At 52.6% G+C, this 16,352-nt stretch carries 15 protein-coding genes and 2 pseudogenes; 8 read left to right on the top strand and 9 right to left on the bottom strand.

Features of this window, described 5'->3' with window-relative positions:
• Positions 1–65: 65 nt before the first annotated feature.
• Together AVI_RS29435 and AVI_RS02245 are read right to left on the bottom strand one after the other, a co-directional pair.
• Positions 66–826, bottom strand: a protein-coding gene (locus AVI_RS29435) for an IS5 family transposase (protein ID WP_085946583.1) whose coding sequence is annotated in 2 segments (ribosomal slippage) — positions 66–499 and positions 499–826 — 762 coding nt in all. Because the reading frame shifts where the segments join, the coding sequence is not laid out codon by codon here.
• A gap of 149 nt (positions 827–975) precedes the next feature.
• Positions 976–1,677 (bottom strand): DsbA family oxidoreductase, encoded by a 702-nt coding sequence (locus tag AVI_RS02245; RefSeq protein WP_015914821.1) that lies wholly within the window; start codon positions 1,675–1,677, stop codon positions 976–978.
• A gap of 117 nt (positions 1,678–1,794) precedes the next feature.
• Between AVI_RS02245 and AVI_RS02250 the strand changes: the two genes are divergently transcribed.
• The gene (locus AVI_RS02250; protein ID WP_015914822.1) at positions 1,795–2,475 is read left to right on the top strand and encodes an alpha/beta hydrolase; all 681 of its coding nucleotides are present in this window, start codon (positions 1,795–1,797) and stop codon (positions 2,473–2,475) included.
• Positions 2,476–2,572: 97 nt separating this feature from the next.
• Here AVI_RS02250 and AVI_RS02255 read toward each other — a convergent pair whose 3' ends face one another.
• Together AVI_RS02255 and AVI_RS02260 are read right to left on the bottom strand one after the other, a co-directional pair.
• Positions 2,573–3,466: a hypothetical protein gene (locus AVI_RS02255; RefSeq protein WP_015914823.1), complete on the bottom strand. Its 894-nt coding sequence runs from the start codon at positions 3,464–3,466 to the stop codon at positions 2,573–2,575.
• 139 nt (positions 3,467–3,605) lie between these two features.
• Positions 3,606–4,967: a hypothetical protein gene (locus AVI_RS02260; protein ID WP_015914824.1), complete on the bottom strand. Its 1,362-nt coding sequence runs from the start codon at positions 4,965–4,967 to the stop codon at positions 3,606–3,608.
• 363 nt (positions 4,968–5,330) lie between these two features.
• Between AVI_RS02260 and AVI_RS02265 the strand changes: the two genes are divergently transcribed.
• Entirely contained in the window at positions 5,331–6,206 is an 876-nt protein-coding gene (locus tag AVI_RS02265; RefSeq protein WP_015914825.1) for a LysR family transcriptional regulator, read from the top strand.
• A 240-nt stretch (positions 6,207–6,446) separates the two neighbouring features.
• On the opposite strand, the gene AVI_RS02270 is transcribed toward AVI_RS02265, so the two are convergent.
• Positions 6,447–7,328, bottom strand: a complete 882-nt coding sequence (locus AVI_RS02270; protein ID WP_197436509.1) for a LysR family transcriptional regulator — start codon at positions 7,326–7,328, stop codon at positions 6,447–6,449.
• Between the two features lie 72 nt (positions 7,329–7,400).
• Here AVI_RS02270 and AVI_RS02275 point away from each other — a divergent pair, with 72 nt between their 5' ends.
• Entirely contained in the window at positions 7,401–8,072 is a 672-nt protein-coding gene (locus AVI_RS02275) for a glutathione binding-like protein (protein WP_041696147.1), read from the top strand.
• A gap of 177 nt (positions 8,073–8,249) precedes the next feature.
• On the opposite strand, the pseudogene AVI_RS29440 reads toward AVI_RS02275, so the two are convergent.
• Positions 8,250–8,378, bottom strand: a pseudogene (locus AVI_RS29440) (transposase); the annotation flags it as partial.
• 68 nt (positions 8,379–8,446) lie between these two features.
• On the opposite strand from AVI_RS29440, the gene AVI_RS31365 reads away from it, so the two are divergent.
• The 5 genes and pseudogenes from AVI_RS31365 (at position 8,447) to AVI_RS02295 (ending at position 11,361) form a co-directional block, all read left to right on the top strand.
• Positions 8,447–8,659, top strand: a complete 213-nt coding sequence (locus AVI_RS31365) for a hypothetical protein (protein ID WP_234617801.1) — start codon at positions 8,447–8,449, stop codon at positions 8,657–8,659.
• On the top strand, positions 8,650–9,396 hold the full coding sequence (locus tag AVI_RS31370) for an IS5 family transposase (RefSeq protein ID WP_234617802.1): 747 nt from the start codon (positions 8,650–8,652) through the stop codon (positions 9,394–9,396). The genes AVI_RS31365 and AVI_RS31370 overlap by 10 nt, the downstream gene beginning before the upstream one ends.
• Complete coding sequence (locus AVI_RS02285) at positions 9,306–10,007, top strand: IS6 family transposase (protein ID WP_015914828.1); 702 nt, start codon at positions 9,306–9,308, stop codon at positions 10,005–10,007. The genes AVI_RS31370 and AVI_RS02285 overlap by 91 nt, the downstream gene beginning before the upstream one ends.
• Positions 10,008–10,412: 405 nt before the next feature.
• Positions 10,413–10,616: pseudogene (locus AVI_RS02290) on the top strand (type II toxin-antitoxin system RelE/ParE family toxin); the annotation flags it as partial.
• A 28-nt stretch (positions 10,617–10,644) separates the two neighbouring features.
• Entirely contained in the window at positions 10,645–11,361 is a 717-nt protein-coding gene (locus tag AVI_RS02295) for an IS6 family transposase (protein WP_015914829.1), read from the top strand.
• Between the two features lie 282 nt (positions 11,362–11,643).
• Here AVI_RS02295 and AVI_RS02300 read toward each other — a convergent pair whose 3' ends face one another.
• Genes AVI_RS02300 through AVI_RS02310 form a run of 3 tightly spaced genes read right to left on the bottom strand, consistent with a single transcriptional unit; the run spans position 11,644 to position 16,297 of the window.
• Positions 11,644–12,645: a pepsin/retropepsin-like aspartic protease family protein gene (locus AVI_RS02300; protein WP_015914830.1), complete on the bottom strand. Its 1,002-nt coding sequence runs from the start codon at positions 12,643–12,645 to the stop codon at positions 11,644–11,646.
• Positions 12,646–12,671: 26 nt separating this feature from the next.
• On the bottom strand, positions 12,672–14,147 hold the full coding sequence (locus tag AVI_RS02305; protein ID WP_015914831.1) for an HlyD family type I secretion periplasmic adaptor subunit: 1,476 nt from the start codon (positions 14,145–14,147) through the stop codon (positions 12,672–12,674).
• On the bottom strand, positions 14,144–16,297 hold the full coding sequence (locus AVI_RS02310) for a type I secretion system permease/ATPase (RefSeq protein WP_015914832.1): 2,154 nt from the start codon (positions 16,295–16,297) through the stop codon (positions 14,144–14,146). Before AVI_RS02310 ends, AVI_RS02305 begins: the two co-directional genes overlap by 4 nt.
• Between the last annotated feature and the right edge of the window lie 55 nt (positions 16,298–16,352).

The raw sequence follows: 16,352 nt of genomic DNA on the forward strand, positions 1-16,352 counted from the left end.
AAAGCCTGGTGCTGGGGTCTGTCATGCTCCGATTGAACCAGACAGACCCTAGGAATTTTGGACAGTTATTTAAGCCACAATATTGTCGCTGCGAGAGCGACCATGGCTCGATAGTTCCGGGCCGTTTTCTCATATCTGGTGGCAATACGCCGAAATTGTTTGAGCTTTGAAAAGCAACACTCGACCAGATGGCGCTGCGCGTAGAGTTGCTTGTCGAGTGGATATTTCTTTGCGCGAGCGGGGGTGTTTGGAATGACGGCTTTCGCTCCCTTCTCGGCGATAGTTTTGCGCAGTCGGTCACCGTCGTAGGCGGTATCCGCCATGACGACCTCGGCGGGAAGCTCTTCAAGCAGAGCGTCGGCCTGTGGTGCATAACCTTTCTGGCCTGCTGTGAGAATGAAGCGCACGGGGCATCCAAGACCACGCACAGCCATATGAATTTTGGTGCTCAGGCCGCCGCGAGAACGGCCAAGGGCCTGATCTTCAGCCCCTTTTTTGCGCCAGATGCGTGCTGGTGAGCGCGGATGATGGTGCTATCGATGATCAGGTACTCGAAATCACGGTCATCGGACATCGCTTCGAAAACCCGCCACCAGACGCCCTTTTGGCTCCAGCGGCTGAAGCGCCGAAAGACACTGTTCCAGTCGCCGAAGACCTCCGGTAGGTCACGCCAAGGTGAGCCTGTGCGTGCGATCCAAAGTACCGCTTCCACGAACATGCTATTATCCCGCCCGGACGAGCCGCGGGTGCGAGCATCACCGATGATGTGTCGGGAAATCCGATCCCATTGGTCGTCTCGAAGAATCAAACGCTCCAGAACACTCATGACGGCCTCCAAAAGACAGTCTTGAATCCCATATCTAGATGTTTGGGAATCCTAAGAGTCCACACATCCTAGAGTTTGTCAGGGAAAAGTGGTTCCAACTTCTGAGTACAATGCGGTAAAAACAGCGTTGGACTTGACCGCTGTTATTTTCAACCCGCCAAAGGAACCGAGCACCCTTCTTCTCCACAAACCGGTGCACGGTCTTTCTCGGCAGAGTGGGCTTTGCTCCAGGTTGTTTTCAAAGCCTGGAGTAGGCTGGCCTTTGGTTGTGCGCCAGAAAGCCCAAGCCCCTCATCAAAGACAAAAAAGGGCACACCGTGAATACCCATGCCATGGGCCTGCGCTTCATCTGCACGCGATTGCTCGGCAAAAACATCGGACTGAAGCATGGCCTTGGTTTCATCATAATCAAGGCCAAGTTCAACGGCGATTTCCGCCAGCACGGCATGATTGGCAAGTTCACGGTTCTCGACGAAATAAGCAAGAAACAACCGCTCCGACATGGTATCGGCAAGCCCTTTGCTCTCAGCGAATTTTGCCAGTCGGTGGGCGTCGAATGTATTGGTATAGCGAACCGTGTCATAGCGCATGTCCAGCCCGACACGCTTGCCCAGCATCATGATCTGCTGGATCATATCGCGTGCCCCCTCTGGGCTCTTGCGGTATTTATATTCGATGCGCTGCTGGGTGGTATTGACCACAACCGGGCTTGCGGTTGGGTCAAGTTCGAATGCTTTGAACGTGATTTGGACATCTTTGGCATGTTCGAACTCAGCCAGCGCTTGATCAAGGAAGCGCTTGCCAATGTAGCAATAAGGGCATGCGTAGTCGGACCAAATTTCAAGTTGCACGATGAACCTCCTTGTCAAACATTTAATACGATAATACTCATACCATCGTACTAGTCAACCTCCGGCTGAATATGTGGCATGATCACGTCTCAGCGGTCTCGATGAGGAAATCTTGAAATGACGGCATCGCTCTTGCGGCCTGTAGCGCCTATTATCGTGGAAACAGGCCAAGTGCCGAACGCTACCATTCTCTTTATTCATGGCCTTGGAACGGACGGGAACACCTTCTTACCTGTCATCCAACGCCTCAATCTCGGACGTGTTGGGCCTGTCCGGTTTGTCTTGCCCAATGCGCCCAAGCAACCAGTCTCGATCTGCCAAGGGCAAACCATGTCGGCCTGGTTTGACCTTCTTGATCAGGATTTTGTCGCACGCGAGGACGAAGCCGGTTTGCGGACCGCAGCCGAGTATTTTAAAGCGCTGATCGAAGCAGAAATCAAAAGCGGTATTGCCCCGGAACGGATTGTGATTGCAGGCTTTTCTCAAGGCGGTGCTCTCTCCTTGCTGACAGGACTGCGCTTCAGACATCGGCTGGCGGGTATCGCCGCCCTATCTGGTTGGCTACCTCTTAGCGCAAGCCTTGGTGACGAACATTCGCAGGCATCGCTCGCAACGCCCGTCTTTTTGGGGCATGGGGCGATCGACAAGGTCACACCTTTGCGACAAATCAAAACAGCTCAAACCCGAATGGAGGCCTTAGGATATACAATCACGTCTCATACTTATCCTATCGGCCACACCATTACAGAAGCCGAATTGCATGACCTGAGTGTCTGGCTGGAGCATTGCCTCGGCTAACTGGATCTGGTGCTTTGTGCGGACCGGGTACGCGTCCCGATTCGCACCCACTTCATATATGTTTGCAAAAAACAGCCAAACAGAAGGAGGATGCGGCTCAACAGCAGGCGCAAACGATCGCTTCATCGATATATTCATTTCTCAAAATGACATTATTGTCCTCATCATGGACGAGGATGATATCGGAATGTTTCATATCAAACTCAGCCTTGTTGCTGCTGATCGATGCTCCCAAAAGCATGTAGTGAATGGTATAGGCATCCCCTTTAATGCTCTGATTTTGAAAAAGCAGCTCATTCAGATAGGAGAAGCTGTATTTCATGGCCTCAGAACCGAGTTGGCCATTGACACGCCATGCAGGCTTGCCATGACGCAAAATGGTGCAGGCAATCTCGGTCTTTGTCGGGATCGGGGCAAGAAACAAAAAACGCCCGAAAGAGGTGGTCGCGAGCTTGGAAAGATTGGCCAGGCTGGGCATTCGCCGCCGCATCTCGGCGTCGGAGAAATCATTGGCGATCGTGTAGCCGATATAAACCGGATCGCCCGCTGCGTTGATCATGAAGACGGCTGCATATTCAATTTCGATTCCACACCCATAAGAGTTAAGGTTGGAGATCAGCGGATGGTCTGTGCCAATCACTGTTGTTCCATTTCCCTTGTAGAACCAGTCCACGTCTTTTTGAGAGGATAGTGAATTATTGATGGTTTTATGGGTATTGCCAAAGGCACTGACGGTACAATTTCGGATGTCCTCTGGCTTTCCGGGCGGATTGTAAGCCAGTCCATCCGCCTCAGGCAAAATCGATGGCTTCCACTGGTTTTTTCGACTTTCGAGCACACGGCTCCAGTTACAATTCGCATCGACAAAGCTACGGATCAGATCATAGCTGCTGACATGATCAAACAGAATGCTCTGGTCTTGATCATCGCCCACACCATTCAGGGCCACATATCGTTTACCGTCCCTATTAAAATCACTCAGCGTTGCCATGGTTTTTCCCCAACTGAACGGCAGCCTGAGCGTGCCATGTCTGACACGCTGAGACTGGTTCGTTAAATATTTTCAGCGAATACGAGAGAGCCTGCCGAGATGACGGCCAACCGGCAGCACGTCGTGAGACAAGGCGATTTTACGATTTAGTTCTGGCAAAAATCGTATAGGCCTCACCCGCCAAGGTCAGATCGCTATCGGGCGTCAGAGAAAAACCATGCTCATCGGCGCCGGCTTGAGAAATATGATCCACCAAAGAGGTCGGAGCAATCAACTTGCCGGAGGTCCGAAGCACCCGCTTGATTTCATTCAGGAAGCCCACAGACAATTCATCGATGCCAAGGCAGCAAACAACCGTGTCATAGCCAATCGTCCGGCGATAATGCACGTCGCCACCGGTTGGGAATGGCAGTGTCCTGGTATTAAGGTCAGCCCTGAACCGCACGTCATATTTACCGTTATCCTGCGCCCATTGCAGAATGTAAGGGCTCATTTTACGGTTGTAATCAATAATATCGATTTTCTGGTGTTTGAAAGCCGAGACAACATTGAGCCCGCTCGGAGCGATCACCAGAACGCTTGCGCCTTTGCGCAGAATATCGGCGGGAAGTTCTGCCACAGTCTGAGCATCTGCTGGTGAAGAGCGATATGTTTCGAGCCAGGCCGTGTTGATGGCTGACCAATCCGTGATACGCAAAACATCGCGCAATGACGTGTCACTGTACTCAAGTGCATACGCCTTGAAAGGCATATATTGGATGATGCGTCCACGGTCACCAGTGATAGAATAATCGCCTACCCATGTGTTGACAAAGGCGCGCGTGGCGCAGACGCTGGCTTTGCCAAGATAATCTGCTCCCCAGCCAATCAGTGTTTCGCGCCCAACCCAGGCATATTCTTCCAGCGTAATCGGTGGCAGCTTGGTCATGGCAACGGTTCTTGAGCCAACGGACGGACGGCCATACGGGTCATGATCCTGACGCAGCAACTGGCTGCCAGGCGACAACCAGGCTCCATTCCCGATGGTCACGTCCCCACCGGCATTCACCGAGGCATTGCGACCAAATCGAACATATTGGCCAATTTTTATGCGAGGCAATTCATCCGCCCGCCAATCGAGTTGGTGATCGGCATGCGGATGGCTGAAGTAAGCGCCATTCTCGAAATGCGTCGGTGAGATCAGGTGCTCACCGCGCTCTTCGCGCACCAAAAGTGGCTCACCGGAAACGTCGATAGAGAAATGATCATCTGGCAGCTGCAGCTCCTTGGCCAAAGACAACAATCTCTCTTTAAAGGTATGTCCAAACTCAATTTCGTCCTTGTTGGTCTGAACAGACTGAACCTCCTTTCGAAGTCCGCGTAACGTTCTTGCATAAGCGGCAATCGGCGATGAACTTCTATCGCTATGAAGTTCAGATTCAAATCTCGTCAATAATTTATCAACTTTTGATATGTCAAGCGCATCTATGGTAATGGATGTATCGAAGTATTCTGTGATCATCGCTCTTCTCCATTTTTTATACTTTGATTTATTGTATTATATTTATAATTTTATTTTTATTTAAAAATTAAAATAAAATTAACGTGGCGATAACTATCAATTTCGTGATCGTGAAAATCGCGTTTTGATTGAAATACAGTCTATGATGCACTGCGATGTTGCGCTAATGATTAATTCCGATGGCATCATCGGCAGCACCGATGGCTTCATTGATCCTGGCTCTCAAGTATTGCAGCAGCAGGTTTGCCGACGCTTTGCACTGAGTTCAGGTGAGCCTTTATGCCTTGATTGGCGCACAGTGTCCTTTGTGCAAGGACTGTGCTGTCGTCGCTGACCACTAAGCTCGATTATGGAGAACCAACTATGGATCTTTTAGAGTTGAAGGCTTTTGTTTTTGCAGTACAAACCGGCAGTATCACTCAAGCCGCCTTCCAGCTTGGGCGTGTTCAATCGAGTGTCTCACTGCGTATCAAGCAATTGGAGACAGAGCTTGGCGTCGAATTGTTGAGCAGGGACAGAGGCGGCGTACGAACGACAGCAAGAGGCCAGATACTCTATGATTACGCCACGCGAATTCTGGCTCTTGCCCAGGAAGCCAAAGGCGAAGTGATGTCACCAAATACAGGCGAAATTGTTCGGCTTGGAACGATCGAAACAATTTCGCCCGATTGCATCGACTCGCTGGTCAGATTGCTGTCCGGCTTCGACGGCATGGGTGTGGATGTTTATGTAGATGGTGCTCTTTCACTTGTGGAAAGTCTTCGCGAAGGGCGCATTCATGCCGCCATTGTCGGCGCCGGGTTTGCCCCGCCTGAGTGCATACGTATCCCGCTTTATGGAGAGGCAATGGTGTTGATTTCATCGTTAAAATATCCGCGGATTGATCTCGTCAACCAGATCGCCAACGAGATTTTTCTCGTCTGCAAAAAGGAAAGCGCCTGTAGTCGGCATCTCGCCATGCTTTTCATGGAGGGGGGCTTCCAGCCAGCCCGTATTTCAGAATGCGGATCTTTCAGCATCCTGATGTCCAGCGTGGTGCGCGGTATGGGGATTGCGCTCGTACCACTGTCAGCAGTGCTGGGCTCCGCGCATGAGAAACAGGTCCTTATCCATCCACTCAGCGGGCATTTTTCCACATTTCAGGTCGAGTTCGTCTGCCCACAACCCAAAGGGCGCCCAATCCTGGAACGACTTATCGAGAAAATTTCCCAGGAGTTCGTGGGACAGAAACCAAATTAGCCCCGCACGGTTTTTACACGGGGCCTCTTCCACTTCTAGAGTCTGTCAGGTTCTGATTGAACCAGACACACTCTAGCTAAAGCGTGTTGCGGCTTATCAGCCTCAAGCAACACGCTTTAAGTTTTTGTTTTTACGCATGTCGTTACCGCAAAACCGCTGCACACTTTTGCGCGACATGCTCTAGTCTTGTTTTCGTTTGTCTTTTCGGGAAAACCGGATTCCACTCTTCCCTGACAAACTCTATTTGAAAGTTTCGATCAAATGATCCATTACGGCACGCACCGCCGGAGATTTTCGGATATCTGCGTGCACGGACAACCAGAGCTGGCGAGAGGGTGTTGCTCGACCCACCGCCACTCTGACAAGTCCCTCATCTGCATCTCCCAACAAACATGGCAGAAGTGCCAGGCCCAGACCCGCACGGGCTGCCTGATGCTGCGTCACGACGTCGTTTGTTCGCAGCGCAAAAGGCCGCGACCCGGCAACGTCTTCAAGCCAACGTTGCTGCTCAATATGGCCAAAGCTCTGTTCAAAGCCAATAAAACTTTGGTTCTCGATGGCCATATCAGCAAGAGAGCTTGCCGCATAAAGAGCGAGCGGCAAAAGTCCCATCTCGCGCACGATACGGCCTTCAGCCCGTGGCCTGACAAAGCCGAGAGACAAATCAGCCTCCCCCTTTTCGAGGGAGGCAACCGATGAGCTTGCCAAGAGGACGACTTGAAGATCGGGATGGTTTAATCGCAGCTGTGACAGGCTGGGTGCGATCACAAAGGCGCTGATCACTGGCAGCGCACTGACCACCACACTTCCCGACAGACCCGTGCTTTTGCCGCGCAAATGGCGATGAACCCCCTCTGCGCCGCGCTCCATCGCCTTAGCGGCCTCAGCCAGAGATTGACCATGCACGGTCAGACGCGTCGCACGTGGCAAACGGTCAATCAGCTTCAGCCCCGTGGTTGCTTCAAGATGCGCGATGCGTCTGCCAACCGTGGCATGGTCAACACCCAACACCCGGGCAGCGGCCGTCAGAGAACCGTGCTGCGCGACAGCGAGGAAATATCGAAGGTCTTGCCAATCCAACATTGGTGCATTCTTGCACGTTTCGCTTGCCGATTCACTCAATTTCTAAAACCGCCTGCAGAGGCAAAAATAGAACAGAATTGATATGACCAGACCGCGATTGGAGTGATCACTATGTTGACCTTGTTTTATGCCGCCGGTGCCAGTTCAATGGCTGCCCATATCCTGCTTCACGAATCTGGATTGCCCTTTAAAGCAGAAAGGGTGGATCTCATGACAAAGCAATGGTCAGGAGGAGATTACAACCTGATCAATCCAAAATCCTACGTTCCCGCCATGCGCTTGGACGATGGTGATATTCTGACAGAGGGCAATGTCATTCTCACCCACATCGCCGACCAGGTTCCCGAAAAGGGTTTGCTGGCGCGGCCGGGTGAAAGACAGCGCGAAAGGCAGATGGAATGGCTGAATTTCATTGCAGCTGAAATTCACAAGAATTTTATTACCCGTGAGCGCCACGGCGGCGTTGCCGCGAACTTCCTTTCCAAGACAGAGGAAGGACAGGCCGATACACGGGTGTTTGTCTCACCACGCCTTGCCTATGTTGATCAGTGGCTTGAGGGGCGCCGCTTCCTGCTTGGAGACAACCTATCCGCGCCGGATGCATACCTGTATGTGATGACAACCTGGGCTCGTCGGCTTGGATTTGATCTGAGTGTCTGGCCAAACCTTCAGGCCTTTTCCACCCGCGTTTCTCAAATCGACTCGGTTGTTCGCACAGCGGAGGTGGAAGGCCCACCACACTCGCTGCGCCCAGCCCTGCCGCAGGTGGCTGCTGCTGAATAAGTCTTGGCTTGATGACGACATCCTTTTTTTAATCTGATCTCATTGATAGCGTCAGTCCGAAAAATGGGAGCGTCATTCGAAGCTTTATTATTTAGAGTTTGTCAGGGAAAAGTGGAGCCCGGTTTTTCTGATCAGACAAACGAAAACAAAAGAATCTAGGCTGTAGTGACAAATTAATCATTTAATCAATAGCATTATGCTGGCGAGCTTAATGAACCCGAGAAAGTTGGCGGCGAGTTTTTCATATCGCGTGACGATGCGCCGCCACTGTTTGAGCTTGGCAAAGAAGTTCTCGATCCCCCACCTCGGCGTTGTTACATCAATCCCTAGGTTACTGATATCAGGCGACCATTTTGGGTCTCAGGATATTTCTGATGCCGCATAAGCACAATGAAGACCGTCGGCACAAGATACCCAAGCAGAAGTTTAAGGTTACAAACTGGGCGGTTTATAATGAAAGCCTTCGTCAGCGCGGTGATTTGACGGTCTGGATAAGCGTTGATGCGCAATCTCAATGGTCGCGCCGCGCCGGACATCTCGAGGCGGCCAGCCGAAATATTCAGATCTGGCGATTACGATGTGCCTGAGCTTACATGTGGTTTACGATCAGCCTTTACGTCAAACCCAAGACATGATGCGCAGTATCGTGAAACTGATGGGCGTTGACATTGCCGTGCCAGATTTCTCCACCTTGTCACGCCGAGGCAAGGGGCTAGTATTGCCCTCAAGAATGCCCACAACCAGGCCATCGGGGCCGGTTCATCTGGTGGTGGACAGCACCGGACTGAAGATTTTCGGTGAGGGCGAATGGCTGGAAAACAAGTACAAAATCAAAGGCAAATGCAGAAGATGGCGAAAGCTCCACATTGGGCTTGATCTTGTCAGTGGCGAGATCATCTGCTCCGAATTGACCACAGATGATGTCGGTGATCCCACAGCCTTGGCTGGTCTTCTTGACCAGATTGGCGGCCCGGTTGCCAGGTTTATCGCTGATGCTGTCTATGACGGATCGCCAACCCGCCACCTTCTATCGACACGCCTTGGTGAGGTTATCGAGGTCATTATTCCGCCTCCCAAGACTGCCGTTGCTAGCCCGCAATCGACGCTTGATCCATCGGCGCGAGACCATCATATCACCGAAATCGAGGCCAGGGGCCGCATGGCCTGGCAGGGTGTTGTCACGTTAACTGGCTTGCAGTTGCCTACGTTTTGGGTTGGGCGTAAATTTCGGCGATGCAGACACCCGATATCAGTTTCAAGCGTCACCGTTTTGCGCCGCAGATCGTTTCTCAAGCGGTTTGGCTTTACATGCGGTTCAACCTGAGCCTTCGTGAAGTTGAGGAAATGCTACTCGAGCGTGGGATAGATCTTTCATATGAGTCGATCCGCCGTTGGATCGCCAAGTTCGGACCCCATATCGCCCGCAACTTGCTCAGACGGCAGGCCCGCCCCGGCGATGTTTGGCATCTGGACGAGGTTGTTGTGAAGTGCGCTGGAGAGAAGTTCTGGCTCTGGCGCGCAGTCGATCAGCATGGCACCGTTCTCGAAGAAATAGTACAGAAGCGGCGTGACAAAAGGGCAGCCAAGCGCCTGCTCGTGGCGTCGATGAAGCGCTATGGCTTTGTTCCCAAGCGGATCATCACTGATAAGCTGTGCTCCTACGGTGCGGCAAAGGCGGATGTGGCTCCCGGCCTTAACCGTTGGTCGCACAAGGGGCTCAACAATCGGGCCGAGAACAGCCATCTGCCGTTTCGAAAACGAGAACGAACCATGCAGGGCCACCGATCGCCAGGAGCGTTGCAACGGTTCGTTGCCATGCACTCAGCCACCCGCAATTGCTTTTTTGTTCCCTCCCGCCGCCGCGCCGCACAAACAATTCGCTACCATCGCCTCGAAGCGTTTGATGCATGGAAAATTGCTGCCTGCATCGCTTAAAATTTCGAGCCGTCGGCCTTTCTCGAACGGGGCAACTTAACGTGACAACATCGTTCAGTCTCCATCGATAGCCTACTGGCTGGAAATTTGCAGCTTCTCTCACCATCGTCATCACACGTCCCGGCTACATCGAAAACCTTGGCCATTAACTTGGCCGGACCACAGGACAGGTACGTTCAGTGATCGACGCAGCGCATCTGCCACAATCAATGAAACATCATAATCCGCTACGATACGACAAATAAATTACATTAAAAGCAGTTTTTGCCACAGTATTCGACTCAACGTGGCGGCCGCTTGAGGTGCCAGTTCTCGGCAGTAGGCCCCGTAAACTGGCGAACGGCCGAGAAGCTTAAGAACCATCCGACATCTTCATTTGAATAGCACCCAGTGCTACATAGCGGTATGACCGATGTCGAGGAAACTGTGCGGGCTTTCAAAACCGCTTGGTTTGCCAAGGCGGCACGCAAAGCTCGCATCAAAGATAAAGACCTATGCGAAACGATTCAGGAAGTCGTCAAAAGCTAAGCTGATGATCTGGGTGGCGGAGTTTTCAAGAAACGACTGAATAAGAATATGCACCGGAGCGGCATCGTAACGTTAACCGGACATCGATCAAAATGAGGAATCTGGCTACATGACCAGATCTAGCCGTGATCCTCTTTATCGTCGCCACCGATTTGCCGCCGAGGTGATTGCCCATGCAGTTTGGCTGTATTTCCGGTTTCCGCTGAGCCTGCGTATGGTCGAGGATCTGCTGGCACTGCGTGGCATCATCGTCTCTCATCAAACCGTGCGGCTCTGGGCGGAGAAATTCGGTAGACATTTTGCCAACGATATCCGCAAGCGATCTGCCGGCAGGCTCGGGGACAAATGGTATCTCGATGAGGTTGTTATCACCATCGGTGGAAGGAAACACTGGCTTTGGCGCGCCGTTGATCAGGATGGTTTTGTTATCGACGTGCTGGTGCAAAGCCGCCGCAATGCCAAGGCGGCAAAACGTTTGATGCGCAAGCTCGTGAAAGCCCAAGGCCGCGCGCCGCGTGTGATGATCACCGATAAAATACGATCCTATGGTGCAGCAAAGCGGGAGGTCATGCCCGGCGTTGAGCATCGTTCTCACAAGGGATTGAACAATCGGGCGGAAAACTCTCATCAGCCCGTCCGACGACGGGAGAGGATCATGAAGCGCTTCAAGTCAACACGACATCTTCAGCGTTTCGTTTCCATCCATGACCCGATCACCAACCTTTTTCACATTCCCCGCCACGATATTCCATCCGTCCACCATCGCGAACTGCGAACAGCAGCCATGCAAGCATGGCACCAAATCGCACGCCTTCACGCCGCATGAACTAATTCCTCACGCCAAGATGGTGCGTTCAAGGCGATAAGTTTACAGTGCCCGTTTCGGCTATCCGCCAGATTTGGAGCAGGAGGCGGTGCAGATGGTCCTCGCTCAAGCAGAACTGCTATTAAAAGAAATGTCATTCAGCATGGGGAAGTGAGATGCGGAAATAACTATTAGGGCGGTAGCTCTTGGTCTTGCCTCCGGTTCACGGAGGAGAATTGATCTTTTGAAGCTCATTATGGCGTGGGCAAGTAGCCTCCGCGTATTGATAAGAGGCACGCCACTTTAGAGACGCTTTAAGCCAATCTGACCATTTTTATAATCGTAGAGTACGGAAAAGTGTTTGTAGACCTCCACTCCGACCAGAACTCTGGTGGGTGGCTGATGGAAATTGGGGAAAGGTCCAACAGCTAGTCGGGTGGAGTCTGTCATACCGTTGCCAACGCTGAAGCTGGCTTTCAGCGAAGGGTTGCTGCCGTCGTCAAAAGACATTGCTACCTTGGTGCCCGGGCGCCAGGCATGAAACTGTTCTGGGGCAATGACCAAGATTTGCGGGTTTCCAGTGTCGAGAACGATCGGTCCGCAATACTGTTTACGCGAGCTTTCAATGGTAAGGCAGCCTGGGAGCGGATTATCCCGCCCGCCGCCTTCGTTGGGGCCTTGTCCCGCAGGAAATCGTACGAATCCAGCGACTTCATCCGATGTCGGATTGATAATCAGTTCACCTTCGTTCTCGCCAGACCGTGGCAGCCTGATAATCCAAGCGTCCCCGAAGCTGATCAGCGGATTAGGAGCGGCTGCCTTGAATGAGAGGGAGGGCATGCTTGCGCCGATAATTGCCTGATAGTTTTCCTTGCCAAGAAGTTGGCCTGGGTCCTCAAGCCGTTTATCGAGCGGCATCAGGCACCGCTTGACGGTCTGGTTGCACGTGAGGTCTCTGATAATGTCAATCGGGATCGTCTTCGTCTCAGCGGTATCCGCAAAAGATACCTGGGCTGTCGCGACATCGCCAAGTATCGTCTGGCCGTTTGAATAGGAATATCGCATCTGCTGGCCCGTTGGGGCATAATCTTGATTAGAGACCGTTTCGCCGATGACGTGAAGTCCAGTCGAACCGGTGTCCAAGATCGCCTCGACTGTTTTTGCTCCGATTTTTACAGGTATCCAATAGCGCACGATATTGTGACGCTCTAACGCGTGGATCGGGACGACAATCCGCTCGCCGGCCGTGGCTTGTGAAACTTCAATGAACGAAATCCAGCTGAATAGCAGGATAAGCGTAAGCATTTTCTTTCCCATTGTAAGGCTTTCTATCAGCGTTCGTGCAGGGCCGAGCTTGTGACATCGACAAGGGGCGCGAAAAGATAATCGAGAATAGTCCTGTCACCTGTATTGATGTCGACTGACACCGACATGCCAGGCGACACGTAGGCGCTGCGCTCTGCGGTTCCGATGAAATTCTTGTCCAACTGGACGATGACGGGAAATACAAGCGTATCCGCGGATTGAGACGTGCTCCCTGATGCCGTCGTGGTCATTGTATAGGAGGAATCTGCGAGATCCGCTTGGGCTTGAGAGGTCGATACGGCATCCTTGCCAACCTGAAGGACAGTTCCACTGATCGTGCCGTACTGCGTATAAGGGAACGCAGTTACCTTGATGGTCGCTGCTTGTCCGACCTGAACGAACCCGATCTCATCATTGGTGATGTATGCTTGAATATCGAGATGGCTTCCCTCGGGAACAACGCGCAACACCTCTGATCCGCTGGTCAGCACCTGCCCGATCGATGTGAGTGTCGATGCTTCAATCGTACCATCGACCGGGCTACGCAACGTCATATCATCGAGTTGGGCCTTGGCTTCACGCAACTGCTGTGTCAGTTCCTGTACCTGTTCGTCCGCTGCTTCTAGCTTCTGGGCGTAATCGGCGATGAATGATTGGGTCGTCGATACGGCTTGTCGCTTGAGGACTGCGATGTTTGCGTCGGCATCAAGCTTTTCATTGATGTCGCTTTGCAAGGAAACCTGTTCCTTCTCTTCTTCTTGCAAAGCGTTCAGCCAATCCGCAGTCGACATGGCGTTGTTCTGAGACAGCGTCTCGCGCATAAATGTCAGCTTCTTTAGTGTTGAGATTAGGCTCTCCTGTGCCGAAACTGTCGCTCCGAACGCATCGGAATCGATCGTCTTCTGAGCGATTTGACTATCGATGAGTGAGAGTTGTGCGGACAGTTGCGCGACGTCGCTGTCAAGGACGCTTTGTTCCCGGCGTTGCAACGCAACCGATATTCCTTCGGGCCAGGCAACATTGATTTGTGTCGCTCCCCCAACCGGCCAGTTCCGTGACGAAACAGTCTCAATAGCGGCACTACGTCGAGCGACTTCGGCTCTGCTGGCGGCCAGTTGCTCCGACAAATCATCATACTGAGATGCAGCCGACGAGTCATCCAGACGCACGAGAACTTGGTCCTTGGAGACGTGGTCGCCATTTTGCACCAGAACGTCGGACACTTTACCGGTGGCCAGAGGTTGAACGATCTTTACCTTAAGCGTTGGCTCGATTTTGCCTTGAGCCGTTGCGACAATATCGATTTTACCAACCGCTGCCCAAGTGATGGCGACCGCAAACAAAGCGGCGATGATCACGACAAGCGCCATTCTCACAGGCGAGGGCGGGGTCTCCAAGATCTCGAGAGCCGGCGCAAGAAATTCCTGGTCCGTCCTGACTGGTTTATCGGTTCTGCGCAGCAGCGTGACTGCTCCTTGAGATCGCTTGAGCGAAACATTCATGACACACCTGCTGGATCGTTTTGCAGTGCCCAAAGCCTGGCATAGATGCCTTCAGGTTTTGCGAGCAGCTCAGAATGACTGCCTACTTCGGCAATCTTGCCGTCCCTCATCCCAACTATACGGTTGCATGGCCGCACCGCCGCCAGCCGGTGGGCGATGATCAGCACTGTTCTGCCTTGCGATATTTTGCTCATATTGTTTTGAATCACCCGCTCACTTTCGTAGTCCAACGCAGAGGTGGCTTCATCGAAAATAAGGATCGGTGGGTTCGTGGCGAGCGCTCTTGCAATTGCAATTCGCTGCCGTTGCCCACCAGATAGATTGGCTCCCCGTTCCTCAATCTGTGTGTCATAGCCCTGTGGCAGCTTCGATATGAACTCGTCAGCGCCGGCCAACGTGGCAATTGCGATCACTGTTGCGCGCGGCAGGGCCGGGTTTGCGAAAGCGATATTTTCGTGGATCGTTCTGTTGAACAGCAGGTTTTCTTGTAGGACGACGCCAATTTGTCCCCTCAGCCATGCTGGATCGAGCTGAGAAATATCAGTGCCATCCAGAAGAAGTTGGCCCTGCTCAGGGCTATAAAGACGTTGAACCAGTTTTGTCAGTGTGGACTTTCCGGAGCCAGACGAGCCGACGATACCTATGATTTCTCCTGGACGGACACTGAGACTGACGGATTTTAGGATTTCTGGCCCACCTGGACGATAACGGAAGGTCACGTCATGGATGTCGATGCCACCTCGGGGCCTGGCAAGCGTTAGTGCTGTTTTCGGCGCATATTCCGTGGGAAAATTCAGGATATCGCCCAGTCTGTCCATGGAGATCTGCACCTGCTGGAAGTCCTGCCAGACTTGCGACAGCCGCAGAATCGGCTGCGCGACCTGTCCAGCAATCATATTGAAGGCGATCAGGCCACCGACGGTCAGATCATTATCAATAACCGCCTTGGCGCCGAACAGAAGGATAAGAGCGGTAGAGATTTTACTGACATATTGAATTGCGTTCTGTCCGCCTGCACTTAGCATCGTCACATCGAAGCTGGTTCGAACATAGGCCGCCAATCGTTCGGCCCATTGCGCCTGCATGACAGGCTCCACCGCACCGGCCTTGACTGTGTGGATGCCGACGACAGCCTCAACTAAGAATTGTTGGCTTATGGCGCCGCGATTGAATTTTTCGTTGATCTTGCTGCGTAACGCCGGACGCACGAGAAGTGCGATCAACACGTAAAGGGGGATTGAAGCGACGACGATCAACGTCAGCCACACGGAGTAAACCGACAGAACGCCAATCGCGACAATGGTAAAGAACAGGTCGATGACTGAGAACAAAGCCTGCCCGGTCAAGAAATTGCGGATGGTTTCAAGCTCACGCACTCTTGCGACGGTATGTCCGGCCGGCCGCGTTTCGAAATAGCCGAGCGGCAGATGTAACAGATGGCGGAAGAGACGCTGACCGAGTTCGATGTCGATACGATTGGTGGTGTGCGACAGGGCATAGCTGCGCAGGTACTTCAGCACGACATCGAATAAGCCCACAATGACCAGGCCAACGACCAGAACAATGAGTGTCGAATAGCCCTTGTGCGTTAGAACTTTGTCAACCACGACTTGGAAAAAGAGCGGCGAGACGAGAGCGAAGATCTGAACGAAAAAAGAGGCGAGCAGGACGTGGATGATCGGCTTGCGATAGCGCCAGATAGACGGCAAAAACCAACTCAAGCCGAACTTTCTGGGGTCGGTACCTTGTCCTCCGACGCGCAGGCCGACCAGGACGAGTTTCCGTCCGAGTTCGGCCATCAGGGCATCGATTGTCAATTCGCGGGCGATTTTGGTTATTGGGTCAACTACACGATAGCCACCACTCGTCGTCTTGCCCGCGTAGACCTGGAAGCCACCATCGCTCATGCAGGCGATGGTTGGAACAGGGACGGTGTTCAGGCGCTTTTCGGTCAACCCAGTAACGGTGCGAGCTTTAAGACCAATCATGGCAGCTGCGCGTACCAGATCGTCTTCATCGGCAGCCCGCCCTGTCAGAGCTAGTTCTTTTTGTAAATGCCTGGGGTCCGCCGCGATCCTGAAGAAGGCGGCTATTCCGCAAAGAGCAGACAGACCGGAATCCACGGCTTCCGGAAAAACATCAACGTTCAAGGGTGCCTCCCACCAAGAACTGCTGAGCCGGCTTCGGTCAAATTCAATTTGACGG

It is taken from the genome of Allorhizobium ampelinum S4 (genome assembly GCF_000016285.1).
GTDB lineage: Bacteria > Pseudomonadota > Alphaproteobacteria > Rhizobiales > Rhizobiaceae > Allorhizobium > Allorhizobium ampelinum.